The 22,899-nt window shown below is 35.6% G+C and carries 21 protein-coding genes; 11 read left to right on the top strand and 10 right to left on the bottom strand.

Annotated elements, in window-relative coordinates:
• Nucleotides 1-16 precede the first annotated feature (16 nt).
• The 3 genes from dnaE to G3A46_RS08865 all read right to left on the bottom strand — a co-directional run bounded on the left by dnaE (nt 17) and on the right by G3A46_RS08865 (nt 6,048).
• Nucleotides 17-4,426 carry a DNA polymerase III subunit alpha gene (gene dnaE, locus G3A46_RS08855; RefSeq protein WP_165148998.1) on the bottom strand — a complete coding sequence of 1,470 codons (4,410 nt, stop codon included), beginning with the start codon at nt 4,424-4,426 and terminating at the stop codon, nt 17-19.
• 200 nt (nt 4,427-4,626) lie between these two features.
• A complete protein-coding gene (locus tag G3A46_RS08860; RefSeq protein WP_139854404.1) occupies nt 4,627-5,076 on the bottom strand; it encodes a PA2169 family four-helix-bundle protein in 450 nt (149 codons plus the stop codon).
• 174 nt (nt 5,077-5,250) lie between these two features.
• The gene (locus G3A46_RS08865; RefSeq protein ID WP_165149001.1) at nt 5,251-6,048 is read right to left on the bottom strand and encodes a DUF6252 family protein; all 798 of its coding nucleotides are present in this window, start codon (nt 6,046-6,048) and stop codon (nt 5,251-5,253) included.
• Between the two features lie 138 nt (nt 6,049-6,186).
• Between G3A46_RS08865 and G3A46_RS08870 the strand changes: the two genes are divergently transcribed.
• From G3A46_RS08870 to G3A46_RS08890, 5 genes are all read left to right on the top strand, one after another.
• Nucleotides 6,187-6,714, top strand: a complete 528-nt coding sequence (locus tag G3A46_RS08870; RefSeq protein ID WP_165149004.1) for a 30S ribosomal protein S16 — start codon at nt 6,187-6,189, stop codon at nt 6,712-6,714.
• A gap of 11 nt (nt 6,715-6,725) precedes the next feature.
• Entirely contained in the window at nt 6,726-7,250 is a 525-nt protein-coding gene (rimM, locus tag G3A46_RS08875; protein WP_165149007.1) for a ribosome maturation factor RimM, read from the top strand.
• Between the two features lie 32 nt (nt 7,251-7,282).
• Complete coding sequence (locus tag G3A46_RS08880; RefSeq protein ID WP_165149010.1) at nt 7,283-7,996, top strand: methyltransferase; 714 nt, start codon at nt 7,283-7,285, stop codon at nt 7,994-7,996.
• A 51-nt stretch (nt 7,997-8,047) separates the two neighbouring features.
• Nucleotides 8,048-9,226 carry an acyl-CoA dehydrogenase family protein gene (locus tag G3A46_RS08885; protein ID WP_139853864.1) on the top strand — a complete coding sequence of 393 codons (1,179 nt, stop codon included), beginning with the start codon at nt 8,048-8,050 and terminating at the stop codon, nt 9,224-9,226.
• A gap of 105 nt (nt 9,227-9,331) precedes the next feature.
• A complete protein-coding gene (locus G3A46_RS08890) occupies nt 9,332-10,228 on the top strand; it encodes a metallophosphoesterase (RefSeq protein WP_165149013.1) in 897 nt (298 codons plus the stop codon).
• Nucleotides 10,229-10,232: 4 nt separating this feature from the next.
• Here the strand turns inward: G3A46_RS08890 and G3A46_RS08895 are convergent, their stop codons facing one another.
• From G3A46_RS08895 to G3A46_RS08910, 4 genes are all read right to left on the bottom strand, one after another.
• Nucleotides 10,233-10,562, bottom strand: coding sequence for a 2Fe-2S iron-sulfur cluster-binding protein (locus G3A46_RS08895; RefSeq protein WP_139853861.1), 330 nt, complete (start codon nt 10,560-10,562; stop codon nt 10,233-10,235).
• A gap of 61 nt (nt 10,563-10,623) precedes the next feature.
• Nucleotides 10,624-11,676, bottom strand: a complete 1,053-nt coding sequence (locus G3A46_RS08900) for an NAD(P)/FAD-dependent oxidoreductase (RefSeq protein ID WP_139853860.1) — start codon at nt 11,674-11,676, stop codon at nt 10,624-10,626.
• Between the two features lie 72 nt (nt 11,677-11,748).
• On the bottom strand, nt 11,749-11,988 hold the full coding sequence (locus G3A46_RS08905) for a NifU family protein (protein ID WP_139853859.1): 240 nt from the start codon (nt 11,986-11,988) through the stop codon (nt 11,749-11,751).
• A 1-nt stretch (nt 11,989) separates the two neighbouring features.
• Nucleotides 11,990-13,129 carry an Mrp/NBP35 family ATP-binding protein gene (locus G3A46_RS08910; RefSeq protein WP_139853858.1) on the bottom strand — a complete coding sequence of 380 codons (1,140 nt, stop codon included), beginning with the start codon at nt 13,127-13,129 and terminating at the stop codon, nt 11,990-11,992.
• A 245-nt stretch (nt 13,130-13,374) separates the two neighbouring features.
• On the opposite strand from G3A46_RS08910, the gene gldJ reads away from it, so the two are divergent.
• The 6 genes from gldJ to G3A46_RS08940 all read left to right on the top strand — a co-directional run bounded on the left by gldJ (nt 13,375) and on the right by G3A46_RS08940 (nt 19,641).
• Entirely contained in the window at nt 13,375-15,054 is a 1,680-nt protein-coding gene (gene gldJ / locus G3A46_RS08915; protein ID WP_165149489.1) for a gliding motility lipoprotein GldJ, read from the top strand.
• A 73-nt stretch (nt 15,055-15,127) separates the two neighbouring features.
• The gene (locus G3A46_RS08920; RefSeq protein ID WP_165149016.1) at nt 15,128-15,682 is read left to right on the top strand and encodes a nitroreductase; all 555 of its coding nucleotides are present in this window, start codon (nt 15,128-15,130) and stop codon (nt 15,680-15,682) included.
• Nucleotides 15,683-15,820: 138 nt separating this feature from the next.
• A complete protein-coding gene (locus tag G3A46_RS08925) occupies nt 15,821-16,189 on the top strand; it encodes a BlaI/MecI/CopY family transcriptional regulator (protein WP_165149019.1) in 369 nt (122 codons plus the stop codon).
• Nucleotides 16,186-17,601, top strand: coding sequence for a M56 family metallopeptidase (locus G3A46_RS08930; RefSeq protein ID WP_165149022.1), 1,416 nt, complete (start codon nt 16,186-16,188; stop codon nt 17,599-17,601). The genes G3A46_RS08925 and G3A46_RS08930 overlap by 4 nt, the downstream gene beginning before the upstream one ends.
• A 66-nt stretch (nt 17,602-17,667) precedes the next feature.
• Nucleotides 17,668-18,807, top strand: coding sequence for a hypothetical protein (locus G3A46_RS08935; RefSeq protein WP_165149025.1), 1,140 nt, complete (start codon nt 17,668-17,670; stop codon nt 18,805-18,807).
• Nucleotides 18,808-19,161: 354 nt separating this feature from the next.
• Nucleotides 19,162-19,641 carry a hypothetical protein gene (locus G3A46_RS08940; protein WP_165149028.1) on the top strand — a complete coding sequence of 160 codons (480 nt, stop codon included), beginning with the start codon at nt 19,162-19,164 and terminating at the stop codon, nt 19,639-19,641.
• On the opposite strand, the gene G3A46_RS08945 is transcribed toward G3A46_RS08940, so the two are convergent.
• The 3 genes from G3A46_RS08945 to G3A46_RS08955 all read right to left on the bottom strand — a co-directional run bounded on the left by G3A46_RS08945 (nt 19,642) and on the right by G3A46_RS08955 (nt 22,812).
• A complete protein-coding gene (locus G3A46_RS08945; protein WP_165149031.1) occupies nt 19,642-20,526 on the bottom strand; it encodes a hypothetical protein in 885 nt (294 codons plus the stop codon).
• A gap of 199 nt (nt 20,527-20,725) precedes the next feature.
• Nucleotides 20,726-21,799, bottom strand: a complete 1,074-nt coding sequence (locus tag G3A46_RS08950; protein ID WP_165149034.1) for a glycosyltransferase — start codon at nt 21,797-21,799, stop codon at nt 20,726-20,728.
• A gap of 41 nt (nt 21,800-21,840) precedes the next feature.
• Nucleotides 21,841-22,812: a lysylphosphatidylglycerol synthase domain-containing protein gene (locus tag G3A46_RS08955; RefSeq protein WP_165149037.1), complete on the bottom strand. Its 972-nt coding sequence runs from the start codon at nt 22,810-22,812 to the stop codon at nt 21,841-21,843.
• Nucleotides 22,813-22,899: the final 87 nt, after the last annotated feature.

Here is a 22,899-nt window from a genome sequence, read left to right on the forward strand (position 1 = left end):
CTAACAGATTCTTCTTCTAATTGAGCTTATAATGAACTTGCTCTCTGTCAAGTTCGTCTAACAACTCTTTAGAGATATTGATTTTATGTGTTCTACTTGGCATTTCAAGAAGAATCTTCTCGTTTTTTTCAAAAACCACAAAATACAATTGCTTTTCGCCCTTATGGGTTTTTACTAAATCTTTAAGTTTATCAATGCGGCCATCTTTAATATCGGTTAAAGGAAGTGTAATGGTTAGTTTTTTTCCATGTGTTTCCATTATATCGTGTAACAATTGAAAACTGTTATACTGAAGGCGAGGTTCTCCTTTTTTACCAGTTTCGCGGTTGGTCCAACCTTCTTTTACAAAAACACGTCCATAAATAAAGCTATTAGGAACCAAAAAGTGACGCCACTTTAAGTAATCTTCTCCAAAAATTTTGAATTCGTAACTGTCGTCATAATCTTCAACAGTAAAAATAGCCCATCCTTTCCCGGCCTTAGACTCTCTGTGTTGCACATCGCTAACCACACCGCCAAAAGTCATTTCTTTATTTAAGAAATTGTCGAGATTATTAAAATCCGATACTTTGCAATTGGTAAAACTGTTCATTTCTATTTTGAAATCGTCTAATGGATGACCTGAAATATATACACCAACTACTTCGCGTTCTTGTTTTAATTTTTTCATAGTACCCCATTCTTCACAAGGTGGTACTTCGGGCTCTGGAATTTGAACTTCACTTGCATCTCCAAACAAGCTTACTTGCGATGAGTTCTGTGTTTCTTGGTATTTAGCGGCATATCGCAATACTTTTTCAATAAACATTGTTCCGTCACCTGCATCGTGTAAATATTGAGCTCGATGTGTATCAAAACTGTCAAAACCACCTGCTAGGGCTAAGTTTTCAAAAGCTTTTTTATTTGCAGCGCGAAGATCTATGCGCTTCGCCAAGTCGAAAACAGATTTGTATTTACCGTCTTTTCTGTTTTCTACAATTGTAGCTACTGCACTTCCCCCAACACCTTTAATGGCACCCATCCCAAAACGAATAGCGCCTTGATCGTTTACCGTAAATTTGTGGAAAGATTCGTTTACATCTGGCTCCAATACTTTCATACCCATTCGCTTGCATTCGTCCATAAAGAAAGTAACTTGCTTTATGTCGTTCATGTTGTTTGAAAGCACGGCTGCCATATATTCAGCAGGGTAGTGGGCTTTTAAGTATGCCGTTTGGTAAGCAATCCAAGCATAGCAAGTAGAGTGCGATTTGTTAAACGCATAACTCGCAAAGGCCTCCCAGTCTTTCCAAATTTTTTCAAGTTTCTCTGCATCGTGACCTTTTTCAGAAGCTTGTGCAATAAACTGCGGCTTCATTTTGTCTAGTACTGCTTTCTGCTTTTTACCCATCGCTTTACGTAAAACGTCGGCTTCACCTTTTGTAAAGCCAGCAAGTTTTTGGGACAGCAACATCACCTGCTCTTGGTAAACAGTAATTCCGTAAGTTTCCTTTAAATACTCCTCCATTGCAGGTAGATCGTATTCAATCTCCTCTTCACCGTGTTTTCTTTTAATGAAACTAGGAATGTAGTCCATAGGTCCTGGACGATACAAAGCGTTCATTGCAATTAAATCTGCAAAAACTGTGGGTTTTAATTCCTTCATATATTTCTGCATCCCTGCAGATTCATACTGGAATATCCCTACGGTTTCACCTCTTTGGAAAAGTTCGTAGGTTTTTTCATCGTCGAGAGGAAAACTATCAGGGTCTAAATCTATGTTGTGCCTGTGCTTAACAATGTTTACGGTGTCTTTTATAAGGGTAAGTGTTTTTAACCCTAAGAAGTCCATCTTAAGCAATCCAGCGCTTTCTACTACGGAGTTGTCAAATTGGGTAACGTATAAATCACTGTCTTTTGCTGTAGAAACGGGAACGAAGTTTGTAATATCACTTGGCGTAATAATTACACCACAAGCGTGAATTCCGGTGTTTCTAACAGATCCTTCAAGAATTTTTGCTTGATTTATTGTTTGAGCTTCCAAATCACTTCCTTCGGAAAGGTTTAAAAGTTCATTCACCTTTGGGAGGTCGTCACTTCTAAAGCGAGCTTTTAACTCTGCAGGACTTAAGCCGAAAATTTTATTCAGCTTAGTCATATTAGGGATAAGTTTTGAAATCCTATCGGCATCATTTAATGGTAAATCAAGTACTCGCGCGGTATCGCGGATAGATGATTTTGCCGCCATTGTACCATAGGTGATAATTTGAGCTACTTGGTTACTTCCGTATTTATTAATTACGTAATCCATAACCTTGCTTCGACCTTCATCGTCAAAGTCAATATCGATATCGGGCATACTTACACGATCTGGATTCAAGAAACGCTCAAAAAGTAAATCGTATTCTATTGGGCAGATATTCGTAATTCCTAAGCAATAGGCAACTGCACTACCTGCAGCCGAACCACGGCCTGGACCAACCGATACCCCCATTTTTCGGGCTTCAGCAATAAAGTCTTGAACAATCAAGAAGTAACCCGGATAGCCTGTATTGGCGATTACTTCAAGTTCGAAATCTAAACGTTGTCTAATTTCTTTTATTCGGTCTGAGGCATCCTCAGGAAGTTCCTTTTCTGTCAGTTCCTCTAGCGTTACCTCAGATAATTCTGGATAACGTCTTTTTGCGCCTAAATAGGTTAAGTGGCGGAGGTATGCATTTTCACCTCTTTTACCACCATCGGCATCTTCAGGAGATAAAAATTCATCAGGGATTCCGAAATTAGGAAGAAGTACATCTCGGTGTAATGAGAAAGGTTCAATTTTTGAAACTACTTCCTCGATATTTAAAATTGCTTCAGGAAGATCCTTGAAAAGCGCTTTCATTTCTTCAGAATCTTTGAAGTAATATTCTTGATTTGGTAAACCGTAACGATAACCACGACCTCTACCAATTGGAGTAGCTTGTTTTTCACCATCTTTAACACACAATAAAATATCGTGTGCATTGGCGTCTTCTTTTTTAATATAATAGGTGTTATTGCAGGCTACAATTTTCACATTGTTTCGTCTTGCCATAGCAATCAAAACATCGTTTACGCGTCTTTCATCTTCTTGGTCGTGACGCATAACTTCAACGTAAAGATCGTCGCCAAACTGTTCTTTCCACCAAAGCAGTGCTTCTTCAGCTTGAGCTTCTCCTATATTTAAAATCTTGCCAGGGACTTCACCGTAAAGACTTCCTGTTAAAACAATAATGTCTTCTTTGTATTTTTCAACAATTTTCTTGTCGATTCTCGGTACGTAGTAAAATCCTTCAGTATAGGCTATAGAGGCCATTTTTGCTAAATTGTGATAGCCTGTTTTGTTTTTTGCAAGCAATACAATTTGATAGCCATTGTCTTTATGCGATTTGTTTAAGTGATCTTCACAAACAAAGAATTCGCAGCCCACAATTCCTTTTAAAGCCTTGTGTTTATTTTCTTCTGTTAGGTTTTTGTTGTAGTTGTTAACTGATTGCACAAAATGAAAAGCTCCCATCATATTCCCCGTATCTGTAAGGGCTACTGCAGGCATATTATTTTCTACTGCGGCATTCACTAAATCTTGAGTGCTTGATGTAGATTGAAGAATTGAAAATTGTGAATGGTTATGAAGATGTACAAATGGCACATCTTCTAAAGTGGCAATGTTTTCTTTTATTTCTTCTGAAGAAATTTCTTCAGTTTCTGATGAAGCTTGTATTTGCTCCCGAATTTTTTGTGAAGCTTTTTGAAGATTAATATGTTTTAATCCTATAAGCTCTATTGTTTGAGGGTTTTCTTTTGAAAATTTCTCAAAATAATCTGGTTGAACATCAAGTTCTTCAGCTGTAAAAACTTGTCGACGCACCAATTCGAAAAAGCAACGCGTTGTTGCCTCCACATCGGCAGTTGCGTTGTGCGCTTCAGAAAAAGGTGTGTTAAATAAAAACTCGTGAAGCTCGGTTAGTGTAGGTAGTTTAAATTTTCCACCACGTCCACCAGGAATCTGACAAAGTTGAGCTGTAGTTTCAGTACAAGTATCTAAAACTGGGAGGGTGGTCAAGGGGGTGTCAATCCCCAAGCGGTAAAATTCCGCTCCCATAATATTTACATCAAACCCAACATTCTGACCAACGACAAATTTAGTTTTTGAAAGTGCAATGTTGAATTTTTCAACTACTTCCTCTAAAGATACACCTTCGGCTTCTGCTAATTCGGTAGAAATTCCGTGAATCTTTTCTGCGTCGAATGGAATGTTGAAACCTTCAGGTTTCACCAAAAAATCTTGGTGCTCAATTACATTTCCCATGGCATCGTGGAGCTGCCAAGCAATCTGTATACAACGTGGCCAATTATCGGTGTCGCTTATTGGAGCATTAAAGCGTTTAGGTAAGCCAGTGGTTTCTGTATCGAATATTAAATACATTGAAATTGAGTGTTTTAGATTGACGAAATTAAATTTTGAATGTATTGCCTTATGCGAAGTCGAAGGATGGAATTCAAAAAAGTAAAAATAGAAAAATCAACCGCTATTGTGAAATAAAAGTCTAACGAATTGTTCACAAAAGAAAACCGTTCGAGGAAATTTCCTCGAACGGTTTCAATCTTTCTTTTTCAAAAATATTATTAAGCAATAATAGATTCAAAATTCTTAGCATTTTGCCACGCAGTATCGATGGTGTCACGCTGGTTGGTCAAAATTTTCTGCGTTGTAGGTGGTAACGTAGTGTCTTTAATTACTTCGTTGTACTCTTCAATTGCAGCTTTTTCACCTTTTTGAACTTCGCCTAAAATTGTTTTCTCGTTATTTGAAGAAAAGGCAGTTTCAATATCCATCCAAGTTCTGTGTAATGCTCCGGTTGTACTTCCACTTTTTTCAGGAGTTTCACCGTAATTTTTAATTTCGCTCTTTAATTCGTGACCAAAATTGTAACGTTTTTGAGCTTGTTCGTTAAAGAATTGCTTCAGTTTTGTGTTGTCCACTTTTTCTGCAGCTTTTTTATAACCCTTTTCGGCATCATAGTTCTTCTCTAACAATTCATTTAATTTATTCGACATCTTTTCAGTAAACTTCATCATCATTCATTTTAAATTATACAGTCATTTTATTTCTGAATTCCTAATAAAGACAACTGCTCAACTTCATTGGGATATACCCCAATATACCATGAATAAAGGTGATAAAAGAATTTTTAACCTAAGCTTAGTATCATTTAAGAAGGTTTAACGTAATAAGAGTCTTTAAGGGGTTTATTTGTATGTAATGTTAAATTTCCCCTCAGTAATAAGTGTGTTGTCCGTATTAAAACTAAATGTGCCCTTCATGGTTTTTTCTGAAGTATTATGTTCGCTTAAGCTTACTACACCTTCTCTTGTTGTCTTAGAGCCATCGGCATTTGTATAAATTGCTTGTACTGTGGAGTTAGGTAAGGCGTAATTTCCAGTTGATACGTCCGGCTTAAAGTTTAAAGTGATTTTTGAATTCACGTTGTTTGCTGAAATTGATATTCTATGAGTAGTCTTTCTAGCTGAAACTATAAAGGGAAGGAATTCATTATCATTAATCTTAGCGGAAAAGGTTCCTGCGTTAACGGGATCAAGTTCGGTGCTATTGTTATAAGGTATATCGAACAATGTGCCGTTAGAAACGTAAATTGTATCTATGCCTGGGAGAATAGCGTTAAAGTGGAATATACCCGAAATAGTTTTGTTTACTTCATTAACCTCAGATATTGTTACCATTCCCTCACCATCTGGCAGGGTGGTGTAAACACTTCCACCTGGACCTTCATACATAGCAAAGTTGGAAGAGCCTTCACCAATTGTGTAGCTGTTTTCTGCTAAACTTGATAGTTTAATCGTCATACCTTCATTTTGAGAAGAACCCAAAATGGTTAATGTGCCATCATCGTTTACTGAAGCGCGAGCATCTGCAGCCATGTAAAAATTATTATCAATATTGGCTTGCAAAGCAGAATCTGTTACCTTAGTATCTTCACAAGAAATTATAAAGAAAGCTGAAAGTAAGACAAGTAGGATTTTTTTCATTGGTGATGTTATTATGAAGTGAATTAGACAAATGTAAAAGAAAAACTTTAATTGATTGAATTTCAAAAAGAAAATATATTATCTTTGCCGTCCTTAATTATAACCGGGGTCGTGAACCCCAAAAAATAATTTTTTAAAATGTCAGTAAAAATAAGACTACAAAGACGCGGAAAGAAAGGGAAACCTTATTTCTGGATTATTGCGGCAGACAGCCGTAGCAAAAGAGATGGTAAATACCTAGAAAAAATAGGTTCTTACAATCCAACAACCAACCCAGCACAGATTGACCTTAATGTGGACCTAGCTGTAAAATGGCTTCAAAACGGAGCTCAACCTACAGATACGGCTCGTGCTATTCTTTCTTACAAAGGGGCTTTAATGAAAAATCACCTTGCTGGTGGTGTTCGTAAAGGTGCTTTAACTGAAGAGCAAGCTGAAGCTAAATTCAACGAGTGGTTGGAATCTAAAAGAGAGTCTATCGACAAGAAAAAAGCAACTCTTACTGAAGCTCAAGAAAAAGCGAAAGCTGAAAAACTTGCTGCTGAAAAGGCTGTTAGTGATAAGCGTGCTGCTGAAGCTGCCGCTGCTGCTGCTCCTGAAGAAGAGGCTACTGAAGAGGCTGAAGCAACTGCTGAAACTGAAACAGAAGACAACAAAGAAGCTTAATTTTTATAACGATGCAAAAGGAGGATTGCTTCTACTTGGGCAAAATCGTTAAGAAATACAGCTTTAAGGGTGAGTTACTCGTAAAATTAGATACGGACGAACCTGAACTCTTTACCGAAATGGAATCGGTTTTTGTGGAACAACGCAAAAACCTGATTCCATTTTTTATTGAAGAAAGTTCACTGCACAAAAGCGAATTATTGCGTGTGCGTTTTGAAGATGTTACTAACGAAGAGGAAGCCAACGCTTTAATTGGTGCTCATCTATACCTGCCTTTGGAATTTTTACCAGAGTTAACAGGAAATAAATTCTACTACCACGAGATTATCGGTTTCACCGCAGAAGATGAGTCTTTCGGGAAAATCGGTGAAATTACTGGAGTAAACGATACAACTTCGCAGGCATTATTTGAAATAGACCGCGAAGGAACAGAGATATTAATTCCTATGATCGATCATTTTATAAAAAATGTAGATCGAGAAAATAAAACTATCCTGCTAGATGTTCCTGAAGGACTAATTGAAATGTATTTATAATTCTGAATTCAGAATTTAAAATTCAGAATTAAATGAACAAGCCTTTTCAATTTAAACAATTTACTATAGAGCAAGATCGCTGTGCCATGCAAATAGGTACAGACGGAGTTTTGCTTGGAGCTTGGGTTTCAATTGAAAACAATCCATTTTCAATTTTAGATATTGGTGCAGGTACAGGAGTTATAGCTTTGCAGCTTGCACAGCGTTCTGATGCCGAAATGATTGATGCTCTTGAAGTAGACGACAACGCCTACGAACAATGCGTTGATAATTTTGAAAATTCACCTTGGGGCGATAGACTATTCTGCTACAACGCTTCCTTAGGAGAGTTTATAGAGGAAATAGAAGATAAATACGATCTTATTATTTCCAACCCGCCATTTTATTCTGAAGACTATAAAACATCCGACGAATCGCGTGACCTTGCACGATTCAACGATTCACTTCCATTTGATGAACTAATTTTTAGTGCTTCACAATTACTTTCAGAAGAAGGGATTTTTGCTGTTGTTATTCCCCGAAAAGAGGAAGAAGGTTTTTTAAAGATGGCAGAACAAGAGAATCTTTTCGCAAAGCGAATTTGTCGAGTAAAAGGAAATGAAACTTCTCAAGAAAAAAGGAGTTTGATAGAGTTTTCTTTTGAAAAATCGACACCGAAAATTGAAAATCTTACCATAGAAACTTCACGACACAAGTATACTGAAGAATACATTAGCTTAGTTAATGAATTTTACCTGAAAATGTAGGTCTATATGGTTCTGATTTCTAAATTTGTATTCCTTTAAATTTATAAATACATGAAACCAGATTTATTCGAAGCTCCAGATTATTACAATCTAGACGAATTACTTTCAGATGAACATAAACTAGTGCGTCAAGCTGCTCGCGAGTGGGTTAAGCGTGATGTATCTCCAATTATAGAGGAATACGCTCAAAAAGCAGAGTTTCCTAAACAAATTATCGGTGGACTTGCCGAAATTGGGGCTTTTGGGCCTTATATACCCGTAGAGTACGGTGGTGCCGGACTAGACCAAATTTCGTATGGATTAATAATGCAAGAAATAGAACGCGGCGATAGTGGTGTTCGTAGTACAGCATCTGTACAATCTTCATTAGTTATGTATCCAATATACAAATATGGTACTGAAGAACAACGTAAAAAATACTTACCAAAACTTGCATCAGGTGAGTGGATGGGATGTTTTGGTTTAACTGAACCAGATCACGGAAGTAATCCAGGTGGAATGACTACCAATTTTAAAGATATGGGTGACCACTATCTTTTAAATGGTGCAAAAATGTGGATTAGTAACGCTCCATTTGCTCAGGTTGCAGTTGTTTGGGCTAAAAACGAAGAAGGTCGTATTCACGGTTTAATCGTTGAGCGTGGAATGGAAGGTTTTTCTACTCCAGAAACACACAATAAATGGTCGCTTCGTGCTTCAGCAACAGGTGAGCTTATTTTTGATAATGTAAAAGTTCCAAAAGAAAATTTACTTCCAAACAAATCAGGATTAGGTGCGCCACTTGGCTGTCTTGATTCTGCGCGTTACGGTATTGCTTGGGGTGCAATTGGAGCTGCAATGGATTGTTATGACACTGCATTGCGTTATTCAAAAGAAAGAATGCAATTTGGGAAGCCAATTGGGCAATTCCAACTTCAGCAGAAAAAACTTGCCGAAATGATTACCGAAATTACAAAAGCACAATTATTAGCTTGGAGAGTAGGGGTAATGCGTGATGCTGGAACAGCAACAAGTGCACAAATTTCTATGGCAAAGCGTAATAATGTGGATATGGCTATCAATATCGCTCGCGAAGCTAGACAGATGCTTGGCGGGATGGGTATTACCGGTGAATACAGCATAATGCGTCACTCAATGAACCTTGAAAGTGTAATTACTTACGAAGGAACCCACGATATTCATTTATTGATCACAGGTCTAGACATTACAGGCTTAAATGCTTTTAAATAGACTATCTTAAAATTTACTCTAAAAAAGCTTTCCAATTTTTGGGAAGCTTTTTTATTTTTCACACCTTTCACATACTAATTGTATCTTTAAAAAAACATTTACAGTATGTCGTCAAAATCTCGAATGTACCGTGCCTATAACACCGCCCGACGGATTTCATTCAATGATGATTCAAAATTTATAATCTTTAGTGATTGCCATCGCGGGGATAATAGTTTTGCCGATGAGTTTGCAAACAACCGAAATATCTACTTTCACGCACTTCAAAATTATTACAAAAACGGATTTACTTATTGCGAGTTGGGTGATGGGGATGAACTTTGGGAAAATATTTCTTTTAAAGATATTTTCGAAGCACATCAAAACGTGTATGAATTAATGAAGCTTTTCTATAATGAAGGGAGGCTTTATAGGCTGTATGGAAACCACGATATGGTTTATCAAAATGAAAGTTATGTAGAGAAAAACCTCTTCACCTATTTTGATAAAATTACGGGAAAAGACGCTCCGTTATTCCCTGGAATTAAATTTACAGAAGGCTTAATTCTAGAACACGAAACTACCAAGCAAGAAATTTTTATGGTCCACGGGCATCAAGCCGATTGGATGAACTATGTGGGTTGGAAAATCAATAGGTTTATGGTTCGAGTGCTATGGCGGCAACTTCAAGTTTTTGGAATAGGTGATCCTACTAGTCCCGCCAAAAACTATAAAGAATTAATTAAAGTAGAAAGACGCACCAAGCGATGGATTGTAGAGAATAAGAATATCTTCACAATTATGGGTCATACCCATAGGCCGCGCTTTCCAGAGCCAGGAGATATAGCACTGTTTAACGATGGAAGTTGTGTTCATCCTCGAAGTATAACAGGCTTAGAGATAGAAAATAGCGAAATTTCACTTATCAAATGGCAAATTTCAACCACAGCCGATGGAACCTTAAAAGTTAAGAAGTTACTGCTAGAAGGACCTCAAAAACTTATTGACTATAAAACAGAATAGATGGTTAAGCTTCAGGAGCTAATTCTATTTCTAAACCGTCGAGCTCTTCATTGATAAATATCTGACATCCAAGACGGCTATTATCTTTCACGTTAAAGGCCTCTGCAAGCATAAGGTCTTCATCATAACTCATTTCTGGTAGTTCGTGATCGCTCATTACGTAGCACTGGCAAGACGCACACATTGCCATTCCTCCACAAACACCAATTGTCCCTTCAGGAGCTAGCTCGTACGATCGAACTACTTCCATAACATTCATATTCATATCGGTAGGAGCATCAACTACGTGAGTTGTTCCTTCGCGGTCTGTTATTTTAATTTTAATGTCTTTCATAAAGATAAATCAGACTTATCTGCTTAGAATAATAAAACTGCACAGATAAAAATTTTGAAGATTAGTCGAATGCTTTAATTACGGCTTTTGGGGCTTCTTTCTTACTGCCATCAAAACCTTGTACTCCACCAACTGTAGTGTATTTCATTACATAGCGCTTATCTGGAAAAATTCTTTGGTAAGCACTTTGACACATTAGTGTTGCTTCGTGAAAACCACAAAGTATTAATTTCAGTTTTCCAGGGTAAGTATTGATGTCGCCTATAGCGTAAACGCCAGGGATATTGGTTTGATAGTCTAAAGAATTATCAACTTTAATTGCGTTCTTTTCAATTTCGAGTCCCCAATCTGAAAGCGGCCCTAATTTAGGTGCTAATCCGAAAAGAGGAATAAAGTGGTCGCATTCTCTGTTGAAAACCTCATCACCACGTTTAATTACAACTTCTTCAAGTTTGTCATTTCCAACCAAGCCCACTACTTCAGCTGGGGTGATTAATTCTATTTTTCCGATGTTTTTTAGTTCTTGAACTTTCTCAACACTGTCTAAAGCTCCTCTAAATTCATTTCTTCTATGAATTAAGGTTACACTTTTTGCAACATTTGTTAGGAAAATACTCCAGTCTAAAGCAGAGTCACCTCCTCCTGAAATAACCACATTTTTATCGCGGTATAATTCAGGGTTACGAATGATGTACTCTACACCTTTATCTTCAAAATCTGCAAGATTAGAAATAGCTGGTTTTCGCGGCTCAAAACTTCCTAATCCTCCTGCAATTGCAACAATAGAAGCGTGGTGTTTCGTGCCTTTGTTAGTAGTTACTATAAAAGTGCCATCGTCTAACTTTTCAAGTTTATCAGCTCTTTCTCCAAGAGTAAAGCCTGGTTGAAAAGGTTCAATTTGTTTCATTAGATTATCCACTAAATCTCCTGCTAAGACTTCTGGAAATCCAGGAATGTCGTAGATAGGTTTTTTAGGATATATCTCAGCACACTGCCCACCTGGTTGTGGAAGTGCATCTATAAGGTGACATTTCAGTTTAAGTAATCCTGCTTCAAATACGGTAAAAAGGCCAGTAGGTCCTGCGCCAATTATAAGAATATCAGTTTTTATCATGAAAGAGGTGCTCTTAAATTTTGTTTCAAAATTAGTTCGGAAAAAATGTTTAATAAATGACTATTGTCAATCTTAAGATATGTTTATGACTTTCTCAATTTGAGGCGCATATTTTTTGATTGTCATTTCTACGCCACTTTTTAAGGTCATTTGGTTAACCGAACACCCTACGCAAGCACCCAGTAATTGGACTTTTACCACCTTATCATCTTCAATCGAAATCAGTGATATATCACCACCGTCGTTTTGCAAAAATGGTCGAATCTCGTCCAATGCCTCTTGTACTTTTGTAGTTAATTCTTGCGTTGTCATATTATTTTTTTACGGCGCTGCAACCTGCCATTGTTGTAATCTTTATAGCTTCAGTAGGAGGAAGGTTTTCGTTTCTACGAACTGTTTCTTCTACTACATTACGAGTTATTGCTTCAAATGCTTCTTCAATTGGTGTAGCCGATTGTAGTGCTGCTGGTCTTCCAACATCTCCTGCTTCACGAATACTTTGAACCAATGGAACTTCACCTAAGAAAGGAACTTTTAAGTCTTCAGCTAGATGTTTAGCACCTTCTTTTCCAAATATATAGTATTTATTGTTTGGAAGTTCGGCTGGTGTAAAATATGCCATGTTTTCAACTATACCCAATACTGGTACGTCGATATTTTCTTGTCTAAACATAGCAACACCTTTACGAGCATCTGCTAATGCTACGTTTTGAGGTGTACTAACCACAACAGCACCTGTGATAGGTAGCGATTGCATAATACTTAAATGAATATCACCAGTTCCTGGAGGAAGATCTAATAACATAAAGTCTAATTCACCCCAATCTGCATCAAAAATAAGCTGATTTAACGCTTTTGCAGCCATTGGTCCACGCCAAATTACTGCTTGGTCTGGTTGCGTGAAAAAGCCAATAGAAAGAATTTTTATTCCGTAATTTTCAACAGGCTTCATTTTACTTTTACCCTCAACATTTACAGATAGTGGTTTTTCCATTGCCACGTCAAACATAATTGGAATAGAAGGTCCGTAAATATCAGCATCTAATATTCCAACTTTGAACCCCATTTTTGAAAGAGTAACAGCTAGATTTGCAGTTACAGTAGATTTACCTACTCCTCCTTTTCCAGAGGCCACAGCAACTATATTTTGAATTCCCTTAATAGGTTTCCCCTTAATAAGATTAGGGTTTTGAGGTTTCTGAGGTGCTTCTACCTTTATGTTAACTTGTACTTTAGCATTAGCATCCACTTTTTCGTGAATGGTTTTAATTACATCTGCTTCTGCACGTTTTTTTATATGTAAAGCCGGAGTAGTTAGTTTTAAATCTACTACAACTTCGTCGGCAAACGTTACTACATTCTGAACAGCTCCGCTATCCACCATATTTTTTCCTTCGCCAGAAACTGTTATTGTCTCTAAAGCTTTAAGGATGTTTTGTTTTGAAATGCTCATAATTATTTGGAGATATTTAGATTCATTCTAAAGTGCAAATATACTCTTTATGATTTGTATTTTAAAGAGATACTCTTTCATTTTCGGTTTAATAGCTTTCTACGGTTTCAAGTGAAAAATTTATCTTGAATTATAGGAATATTTGAAGTCAATATTTTTTTTACTACCTCTTTATATAAGTTGTCAGATTAAAGCCGAATATGTAAATTGTAGTTCCCCAAGATTATAGAAATTCATTTACACACATTAATAAAACAAATATTCTAATGTATCGATTGTTACTTGTTTTTCTTTTGGCTTTACTGGTTTCCTGTTCAAGTGATACTGATTATAAAAATAGATCGCGTGCCACAGGTTGGAAAATGATAGGTGGAAAAGGAGTCTTTTCTAAGAATTATAAGGGAAAAATAAATGTGCAAGAAACAGGTCCAGGCCTAGTTTTTATTGAAGGAGGTACTTTTACAATGGGGCGAGTACAAGACGATCCAATTGGCGATTGGAATAATACACCTACCCAACATCATGTGATGTCTTTCTACATGGACGAAACAGAAGTTACCAACTTAATGTATTTAGAATATTTAGATTGGACAAAACGTGTTTTCCCTCCAAGTATCGAACTTTATAAAAATATCTACCCTAGTGCTGTTCCCGATACTATGGTATGGCGAAATCCACTTGGTTTTAATGAAGATATGGTTTACAACTATCTGCGTCATCCAGCTTATTCTGAATATCCAGTAGTGGGGGTGAATTGGTTGCAAGCAGTTAATTTCTGTAAATGGCGAACCAATAGAGTTAATGAACTTCTACTCGAAGAAGCTGGAATGATACCTAAAGATGCACGTTTGCATATAAAGGGGGATGAAACATTTGATACGGAAACCTATTTTGCAGCACCTACCTTAACCTATGGTGGAAATGACTCTATTCTTCACGGTGGTAAAAAATCTAAAGCATTATTAGAGCTTCGTAATGATAGTACATTAGTGGGTGCAGAGCGTACTCAGTTATTTGTACAACGGAAAGATGGTTTATTGCTTCCAACGTACAGACTTCCTACAGAAGCTGAATGGGAATATGCAGCTTTAGGTTTAGTTGGCATTCGAGAATACAATTCATTTAAAGGCAGAAAAAAATATCCTTGGAATGGTAGTTACACCCGTTCAGGGAAACGAAAGAGTAAAGCAGATCAACTAGCAAATTTTAAACAAGGACAAGGTGATTATGGCGGAATTGCAGGTTGGAGTGATGATAATGCAGATATTACTGCTCCCGTAAAAAGTTACCCAGCCAATGATTTTGGACTATACGATATGGCTGGAAATGTTTCGGAGTGGGTTGCTGATGTTTATAGGCCAATTATTGAAAAAGATTACAATGATTTTAATTACTACAGAGGGAATGTTTTTACAAAGCCATCTAGAAATGCCGATGGGACTTACAATGTTATTCCATTAGACTCTATTGTATATGATACGCTTCCTAATGGGAATTTGGTTCCAAAGCATTTTCCAGGGGAATTAGTTCAAGTTCCTGTCGGAATTGAGGAAACTCATCTTCGCCTTAATTTTTCACAGAGTGATTACCGAGATTTTAAAGATGGGGACTATTTGTCTAGAATTCAGAGAATTCAGGATGAATCCACACAACGTCCAATGTATAATTCCCCAAGACACCATATTCTAATTGATAGTACTGGAGCTGTGTATACAGAATATGATAAAGACAACAATAGGAGAACTTTGATAGATAATCAAACTCGTGTTTACAAGGGTGGTTCATGGAGAGATCGAGAATATTGGTTAGACCCAGCACAACGAAGATACTTACCAGAATATATGTCTAGAGATGATATTGGGTTTAGATGTGCAATGTCTAAAGTTGGATCTAAAATGCAGGGTAAGAAAAAGCGCAAAAATTAGAAACTGAATTTATTAAATTCTAAATTTTTTTATCAACTTGGCATTAGTTATCTTCCTTCACAAAAAATAATAAATGATATCAGAAATAATTAAAAATCGACGTGCTGTTTTTCCTGCGCAGTACAATTCTCAACCTATAACAAAAGAAGAAATTCTTTCAATTTTGGAAGCAGCCAATTGGGCCCCTACACATAGACGAACTGAACCTTGGCGATTTAAAGTTTTTCACGGAGAATCTCAAGCTACTCTCGGAAAATTTATGGCAGAATATTACAAGGAAACCGCAGCCAAATATTCAGAATTCACTTATGATAAGTTTTTAAACAACCCAGTAAAAGCAGGTTGCGTTATCGCTATTTGCATGCAGCGAGACGAGAAAGAGAGCATTCCTGAGTGGGAAGAAGTTGCTGCAACTGCTATGGCAGTTCAAAATATGTGGCTTACTGCTCATAGTATGAAAATAGGAGCGTATTGGTCTTCTCCAGGTGTGATAAATAGTATGGATAAACATGTAGCTATGGAAGAGGGAGAACGTTGCCTAGGCTTATTCTATTTAGGGAAATTCGACGATGAACTCCCAGAAGGAACAAGGAAAACTACTATTGAAGAAAAAACTACTTGGATGTAGGAACCTAATTTTTTAAACCTAACAGGCTTTCGGGACCTGTTAGGTTTTTTTATTTTTAAATTTTAACAACTAAAAGATTAGTTTAAACTAATTTTTTAGTTATATTTGGTTAATAATCAATCCTCATATTCTTTACCAATGAAACAATTAACAAAAGCGGAAGAAGATATAATGCAAATTTTGTGGGATTTAAAAGAGGCGAATGTTGCATCAATTATTGATGAACTGCCAGAGCCTAAACCTGCCTATAATACCGTTTCTACAATAGTTAGGATATTGGAAAGTAAGGATTTTGTCGATTACCGAAAGGAAGGGCGAGGACATATTTACTTTCCAAAAGTTAAAAAATCGGAGTACAGCAACCAGTCTCTGAAAAAGTTGATGGACGGTTATTTTCAGGGCTCTTTTAAAAGTATGGTTTCCTTTTTTATGAAGAAAAACGATATCAGTATTCAGGAAATGGAAGCTATTATGAAGGAAATAAATTCAGAAAAACCCGAGAAATGATACATACAATTCTACAAATACTCGTTTTTCAACTGCTGTTCCTCGCAGTTTATGATCTCTTTCTAAAAAAGGAAACTTTCTTTAATTTAAATAGAGCGTACCTATTACTCACCCCAACCTTGAGTATTATTTTACCCTTTGTAAGTTTGGATTTTCTTCAGGAGAATATTCCGCAGGAGTACGTTGTTCAGTTACCTGCCGTAATTCTTGGAAACACTGCTTCGGAAGCCGGGAGTAACGCAACATTTTGGATGTCAACATTAAGTAGCCTTTATTTTATAGGCGTTTTATTCACCTCTTTTATTTTCAGCTTTAAGCTTTTAAAAATAGCTAAGCTGCGCGTTTCAGGAAAAAAGAAGAACTCTAAAGGAGCGAGATTGATACTTCTTCCCAAAACCGATCTTGTTTTTTCATTTTTCAACACAATTTATCTAGGAGAAACTGTTTCCGAAGAAAACAAAGCCAGTATCATTGCACATGAAAAAGTTCACATTCAGCATAAACATTCTCTTGATTTGCTGTATTTTGAACTACTTCGCATCGTATTTTGGTTTAATCCACTGGTTTATATGTTCCAAAATAGAATCGCCACGCTTCACGAGTACATAGCCGATTCTGAAATAACACGTTATAAATACAAAAAACAATACTATCAAAACCTTCTTTCCGAAGTATTTCAAACCGAGCAAATTTCATTTGTCAATACTTTTTTCAAGCAGTCATTAATTAAAAAACGAATCATTATGTTGCAAAAATCAAAATCACAAAAAGCAGCGCAGGTAAAGTATTTACTGCTGTTGCCGATAATCTTTAGCATGTTGTTTTACACATCATGTAGCAATGAACCTAAACCAGAAGAGATACAATCTACCTCTCAATCTGATTCTGAAGTTATGACCAAAATTAATGAACTCGCCGAGGCCATTATGAAAAAAGGTGATATGACTGCCGAAGAAGAAAAAGCTCTAAAACTCCTAACAACGGAAGCGCAGCCAGGTGATAAGGTTTATACTTCGGTGAGAGAATATTTAGACGATACGAAGGGCCAGAATGGTATGGATGTTCCTTATTCCGTTATTGACCAAGTGCCGACCTATCCGGGTTGTTCTGGTGATAATGAAACCATGAGGAAATGTATGTCCACCAAAATAGCAGAATCGATAAACTCGAATTTCAATACGAGTATTGTCAATGATTTGAATATTTCAGGAAGACAGCGGATTGCTGTTCAATTTAAAATTGATAAAACTGGAAATGTTACTGATGTTCGCGCTCGAGCAAAACATCCAGAATTAGAGGCGGAAGCTATGCGCGTAGTAAATTTACTGCCACAAATGAAGCCTGGCGAGCAGAAAGGTGAAAAAGTTGGCGTTTTGTATTCCTTGCCTATTGTTTTTGATGTTGTGGAATAAATTTACAACTTTCACAAACCTAATATATTTTGGAGACCTTTTAAGTTTTACCAAACTTTTTAGCCAATGAAATTTGCTCTATTAATTTTACTAGTATTGTTTTCTTTTCTAGCCAAGGCGCAATCTGTTTCGGCTTTAACAGTTTCAAAAAAAGGAGACAGTCTTTTTACAATTGGAGAATACAATAAGGCAATTCCATACTTTCTCAAAGCAAATCGATTTTCGGAAGTCGCTAATTGCTATGAAAAGATAGGAAGCTATAGCAGTGCAGAACGCTATTATAAAAAGGCAATTTCAAAAAACAACTCCAACCTCATAACCGAATTTGAATATGCTAAAATGTTAGTAAAGATTTCAAATTTTAAACTAGCCGATAGTATCCTTCAAAACTTAAATTCTCGTTTTCCAAACAATGCCAATTTTGTATATGAAAGAGGGTTAGTGAAAGAGTTTCAAAATGATTCGACAGCAATTGATTTGTTTCTTCAAGTTTATTCAATGGATAAAGGGAATATCAATGCTAGCTATAAAATTGCAAGGAATTATGTAGAAAATAGAAAGTTTGCAGAGGCTGTTCCTTTTGTAGAGAATGGATTGTTAGTAGATCAAAACAGTTCTAGGTTTCTTACGTTACGAGCCTTAAAAGAGTTTCATACCAAAGAATACCACAAAGCAATTGACACATATACTATTTTGATTTCGAATGGAGATAGTTATGTTTCTCTTCACGAAAATCTTGCCGAGGCTTATTCTAAGACAATGCAGTTTGAAAAGGCTTTAGAACAGTATGGTGTTTTATTTAAGAAATATGACGACCAAAATCCAAAATGGCATCACGAAGTTGCGATTCTGTATAGAGCAATGAAAGAAATAGAAAAAGCAAAGAAACATTTAAATATTGCTATTGGTTTGTTGGAAACACCTTTATCAATTGAATATTTGGAGTTGGCAACCATTTATAAACGTGAAGGGGATTATAAAAACGAGATGGCGGCACTTAAAAAATCGTTGGCAAATAATCCAAATAACGAAATGGCTCTATATAATTTAGCTGTAGCTGCAGATAATTATTTTAAGGACAAAAAGACGGTTTTAAAGTATTATGAAAATTACCTAAATCAATTTGGCGAGAAAGGTATTATGCGTAATCTAGAAAAACAAAGAGTAAGTGACTTGAGAAAGGAAATTCATTTTAAAACAGACTGAACTCCTAAACACTAGATGCAAGTAGGCTAGCATAAAGGCGAAATGCTAGAGAACAATACTTCTTACTATAGTTATTGAAGTTTTAGAATAAATTTTTCAAACATAATAAACCTGACAGGTCTCAAAGACCTGTCAGGTTTTTTTACCAATTTTATACTTATTGGTAGGAGCACGAAATTAATTTATAGACATTCCATAACTACTTTAAAAATTAATCCTTTATGTTTCAGTAAATTTGTACTTTTCAAGTTGAATTTTCTCTGAAATGAAACATCCATTTTTTATTTATAAAATATAGCAATATGTCTATTTGGATGTTCCATTTGTCCTTTTAAAAAGAAATAGTAAAGACAAATGAAACACAGCTTTCTTTTAATTTTTCTTCTTCTAACGGTTACCTCATGCCAGTTTTTTGAGACTGAAAAGGTTTCTTCAGAATCTATATATAAAGAAGAAATTAAAACAATAGATTGGAAAGATGTAGATCGATATCCTTCTTTTTCTAACTGTGAAAATGAGTTGGAGAAGCCGGAGCAAAAAGATTGTTTTATAAACACTATAAGCTCACAATTATATAAGTCTATAAACCACGAAGGAATTATTGCTTCTCGGGATATTTATGATACGGTACGTGTTAATTTCCAAGTGAGTAGTGCTGGAGAACTTACTATTGTAAATATTAAAATGGACTCTTTACTTCAACGCGAATTTCCAAAATTAGAAACTTGGATATTAGAAAGTGTCGATTCACTACGTCCCGTTGCCCCTGCATTTAAAAGAGGTATTCCTGTAAGAACTCAATTTACCTTACCTGTAATTATTAAAACTAATTAATTACAAACTAAACTTATACCCAACAGTAAAGTCTATTGGAAAGTTTCCGTTATTTTCTACGTTTAGTCCTACTATATCGTTGTAGTTAAAAGTAATGTAATTCTTCCCAACTTTGTAGTCTGCTCCAATGCCAAAGGTAATAGGAGCGTTAAAATCGCTTCCAGAATTTGTTTCGTTTATAATCATTGGTGGATTAGTTTCTATTACATAAGTTATTTCTTTGGTAGAATAAGTAAATGAAGCTAGTTTACAATTCACAAAGGCGTCAAACTTTGATGTTTTTACAAACTTAAATCGGTAGTTTAATGAAAGTTGAGAAGCTGAGTATTTGTGATCGCTACTTTCAAAAGTTTGCTTAAATCGGAATACTAATGCGTGTCTTTTTAATTTCACTTCTTCAAATATTTCAAAATCAACACCTACCACAGGATGAAGGGCGTCGTTTATGTTATTTGTAAAAACACTGTTTGAAACTCCAGCAAAACCTCCAAGTCTTAACTGTATATTGGTATTTGTCTTTTCATCTGTAAAATTTGGATCAATTTTTTGATTGTATTCCACAAAAAAGTTGTGCAGGCTTGATAGGTTAAACTTTAAACTTTCGGTATCTATTCCACTTCCTTTGGTTTTTTCTGCTAAAACAACTTTGTATTCTTCTTGATAATCACCATCAACTTTAGTGTTTTTTAGTTCAACCACTTCTACATTTTGCTTTAAAAAATACCTGTAATTTCCATCAAAAGTATTCCAAAGTAAAGTCAAGGGACCTTCAACCTCAGTTTTTAAAGTATACGTTTGGCCGTCAACATTATAATTTTGTTGGGCGGATAGTGATTGTATAGAAATGAGGAAAAATAAAATGAAAATTGTAGCAAACGATTTCATACCTGGAAGTTTTAGTAATGCTAAGGTATAGAATATATTGATAATTTAAATTTTGTATTAAAATTTTTGATTATTAAAAGTTTTAGGTGAATCGCTGTTGTTTTGTCAATACTTCCTGCTTAATTATCTATATCAAAGACCTTCTTCAACGTCTAATCGAGTACAGTCTAGTGTAGTTTATATCCCTCGTAAACTAATTTTAAAACTCTCGTCCCTTCCAAGAGTAACTTCCTTTTAAACTTTTAATAACTACAATAGTCGTAACTAATGCATAAATAAATACTTGCGGAATTAGCCTCCAAAATGAAAGCTTAACATTAAAAAACTGCGCGGCTTGGTGAATTACAAAAAAATCTGTAGCAATTTTTAAGAAAATTAATATTAGATAAACTTCAAATTTTTGAGTGTTATAAACCATTAAAAACGGAATGGCTAAAATCAAAATATTTACACTAAAAACCAACAATCCCAAAAATGTTGAGGTCAAGTTTCCTTTTTTAGAAGTTTTTGAAGCCCAGCGCACACGCTGATTTATTATACCTTCCCAAGTTTGTTGAGGTTTTGTAAGTACAACACTATCTTTCGATTTCAAAAAGAGAATTTGTTCTGGAAATGCTCTTTTCATCTTTTCTAATAAAAAAACATCATCCCCACTAGCAATATGGTCGTTTCCTGAAAATCCATTTACTTGGGCAAAAGCAGTTTTGGAATACGCAAGGTTAGCTCCGTTGCTCAACAATGGATTTTTAAGTCCAAAACTTCCAATTGTAACAGCCTGTAAACTCAATCCGTCTAATTGCTGATAAACTTGGATAAGTTGCCCATCCGATTTGTAATTTACAGGTGCGCATACCATTACTGGCTTGGTTTCTTGTATAAAAGTATCAAGAGATTTTAACCAGTTTTTCGGTAACTCACAATCTGCATCAGTAGTAACAATCCATTCAAATTTAGAAGCTTCTATAGCAACCGTAATCGCGTCTTTTTTAGGGGAATTTGAAACGCGTTTATTTTGAATAAGTTTAATATCAATTTCACTTTCCTGTATAGCTTTTTGAATAATCGCTTCGGAAGAATCTTCTGATGCATCGTTTACAAATATGATTTCAAAAAGTGCTGAAGGGTAATTGAGTTTTTCTATAGAATTCAGCATTTCAACAAGGTTTTCCGCTTCATTTCTAAATGGAATAACCACACGAAAACCAGTTTTTGGAATGCCTTTCTTTTCAGAAAAAGTTTCAATTTTATTAAAACCAATTCTCAAGGCTATCATGCAAATGAAATAGCAAACAAATAAAATTATTAGCCCCCAAATCATCGGGTTGCAGGTTGATAAGTAACTACATAAAAGCTTCCTAAAAGTGAAGGCAGCACAAAATTAAAAAACCACATCGCCAGTACAGTGGGAAGTATTACAAGTTCTGATATTTCAGCAAATGAAAACAACCATACTGCCACACCACCGCGAATAACCACATCGAAAATAAAAAGTGTCGGTAGGATAGAAACTAGCAAATACATAGAAAATATTAGCAATATTGCTTCTATAAACGCAATGTCAGCGCCAAAAAAAAGCAGTAAACAATAAAACATCCCACTAAAAATAACATATCGAAAAATTGAAAAAACTATAGTTTTCAGTTTAATATGAAATGGGGTTTTTTTGAAAAACCGGATTGCCTTAGAATTGGTTAAGCGCTTATTTTTCTGTTTCTTTTTATTAAAATAATAGGCGATGGATGACAATGTAATGAGTCCTATTCCAAAATACAGAAATGAAGCAATAGAATAGTCGATTTTAAAATTCCGAAGGAAATAAAATAAACCAATCACCCCAAAAATCACCGTTGCCAACATTTGAGCGGTTCCTGACAAGAAGTTTAAAAAGAGTATTTTTTTTCTTTTTGATCTTTCAAAAAACATAGCTTTGGCACCATATTCTCCAACTCTATTAGGTGTTGCCAGTGAAACTGTTAGTGAAGCTAGACTTTGTTTCATTGCTGTTTTAAAATTAATCTCTTCTAGTGTTGAAACTAAAGTTTGCCATTTTAAGATTTCAAAAAACCAGTTTGCAGCTGTCAAACTTATAAATAAGCTTAAAAAATATATCGAGCTGCTTCCTTTCTGCTGAATTAAAGAAATAAAATCAACGAGATCTACTGTAGGGTTGTTCTTTAGTTTGTAAAAAATATATCCAAAGGTAATAACCAAGATCAAAGCTTTTGCTGAAGCAAGCAGATATTGTTTAGCTTTGTAGGATGCAGTAGTCATTAGGCTAAAATACAAAATGAATTTATTTGTCTCGTTCAGGGAGAGAGCTTATTCGTTTCTAAATATATATAAATATAGAAAGTCATCCTTATAAAGGTTAGG

It is taken from the genome of Aequorivita sp. KMM 9714, assembly GCF_011065475.1.
GTDB classification, from domain to species: domain Bacteria; phylum Bacteroidota; class Bacteroidia; order Flavobacteriales; family Flavobacteriaceae; genus Aequorivita; species Aequorivita sinensis.

Bases quoted from the DNA above. Each gene is read 5' to 3' on its own strand.
- dnaE (WP_165148998.1), bottom strand. From the start codon at position 4,426: ATGTATTTAATATTCGATACAGAAACCACTGGCTTACCTAAACGCTTT.
- G3A46_RS08860 (WP_139854404.1), bottom strand. From the start codon at position 5,076: ATGAAGTTTACTGAAAAGATGTCGAATAAATTAAATGAATTGTTAGAG.
- G3A46_RS08865 (WP_165149001.1), bottom strand. From the start codon at position 6,048: ATGAAAAAAATCCTACTTGTCTTACTTTCAGCTTTCTTTATAATTTCT.
- G3A46_RS08870 (WP_165149004.1), top strand. From the start codon at position 6,187: ATGTCAGTAAAAATAAGACTACAAAGACGCGGAAAGAAAGGGAAACCT.
- rimM (WP_165149007.1), top strand. From the start codon at position 6,726: ATGCAAAAGGAGGATTGCTTCTACTTGGGCAAAATCGTTAAGAAATAC.
- G3A46_RS08880 (WP_165149010.1), top strand. From the start codon at position 7,283: ATGAACAAGCCTTTTCAATTTAAACAATTTACTATAGAGCAAGATCGC.
- G3A46_RS08885 (WP_139853864.1), top strand. From the start codon at position 8,048: ATGAAACCAGATTTATTCGAAGCTCCAGATTATTACAATCTAGACGAA.
- G3A46_RS08890 (WP_165149013.1), top strand. From the start codon at position 9,332: ATGTCGTCAAAATCTCGAATGTACCGTGCCTATAACACCGCCCGACGG.
- G3A46_RS08895 (WP_139853861.1), bottom strand. From the start codon at position 10,562: ATGAAAGACATTAAAATTAAAATAACAGACCGCGAAGGAACAACTCAC.
- G3A46_RS08900 (WP_139853860.1), bottom strand. From the start codon at position 11,676: ATGATAAAAACTGATATTCTTATAATTGGCGCAGGACCTACTGGCCTT.
- G3A46_RS08905 (WP_139853859.1), bottom strand. From the start codon at position 11,988: ATGACAACGCAAGAATTAACTACAAAAGTACAAGAGGCATTGGACGAG.
- G3A46_RS08910 (WP_139853858.1), bottom strand. From the start codon at position 13,129: ATGAGCATTTCAAAACAAAACATCCTTAAAGCTTTAGAGACAATAACA.
- G3A46_RS08920 (WP_165149016.1), top strand. From the start codon at position 15,128: ATGATATCAGAAATAATTAAAAATCGACGTGCTGTTTTTCCTGCGCAG.
- G3A46_RS08925 (WP_165149019.1), top strand. From the start codon at position 15,821: ATGAAACAATTAACAAAAGCGGAAGAAGATATAATGCAAATTTTGTGG.
- G3A46_RS08930 (WP_165149022.1), top strand. From the start codon at position 16,186: ATGATACATACAATTCTACAAATACTCGTTTTTCAACTGCTGTTCCTC.
- G3A46_RS08935 (WP_165149025.1), top strand. From the start codon at position 17,668: ATGAAATTTGCTCTATTAATTTTACTAGTATTGTTTTCTTTTCTAGCC.
- G3A46_RS08940 (WP_165149028.1), top strand. From the start codon at position 19,162: ATGAAACACAGCTTTCTTTTAATTTTTCTTCTTCTAACGGTTACCTCA.
- G3A46_RS08945 (WP_165149031.1), bottom strand. From the start codon at position 20,526: ATGAAATCGTTTGCTACAATTTTCATTTTATTTTTCCTCATTTCTATA.
- G3A46_RS08950 (WP_165149034.1), bottom strand. From the start codon at position 21,799: ATGATAGCCTTGAGAATTGGTTTTAATAAAATTGAAACTTTTTCTGAA.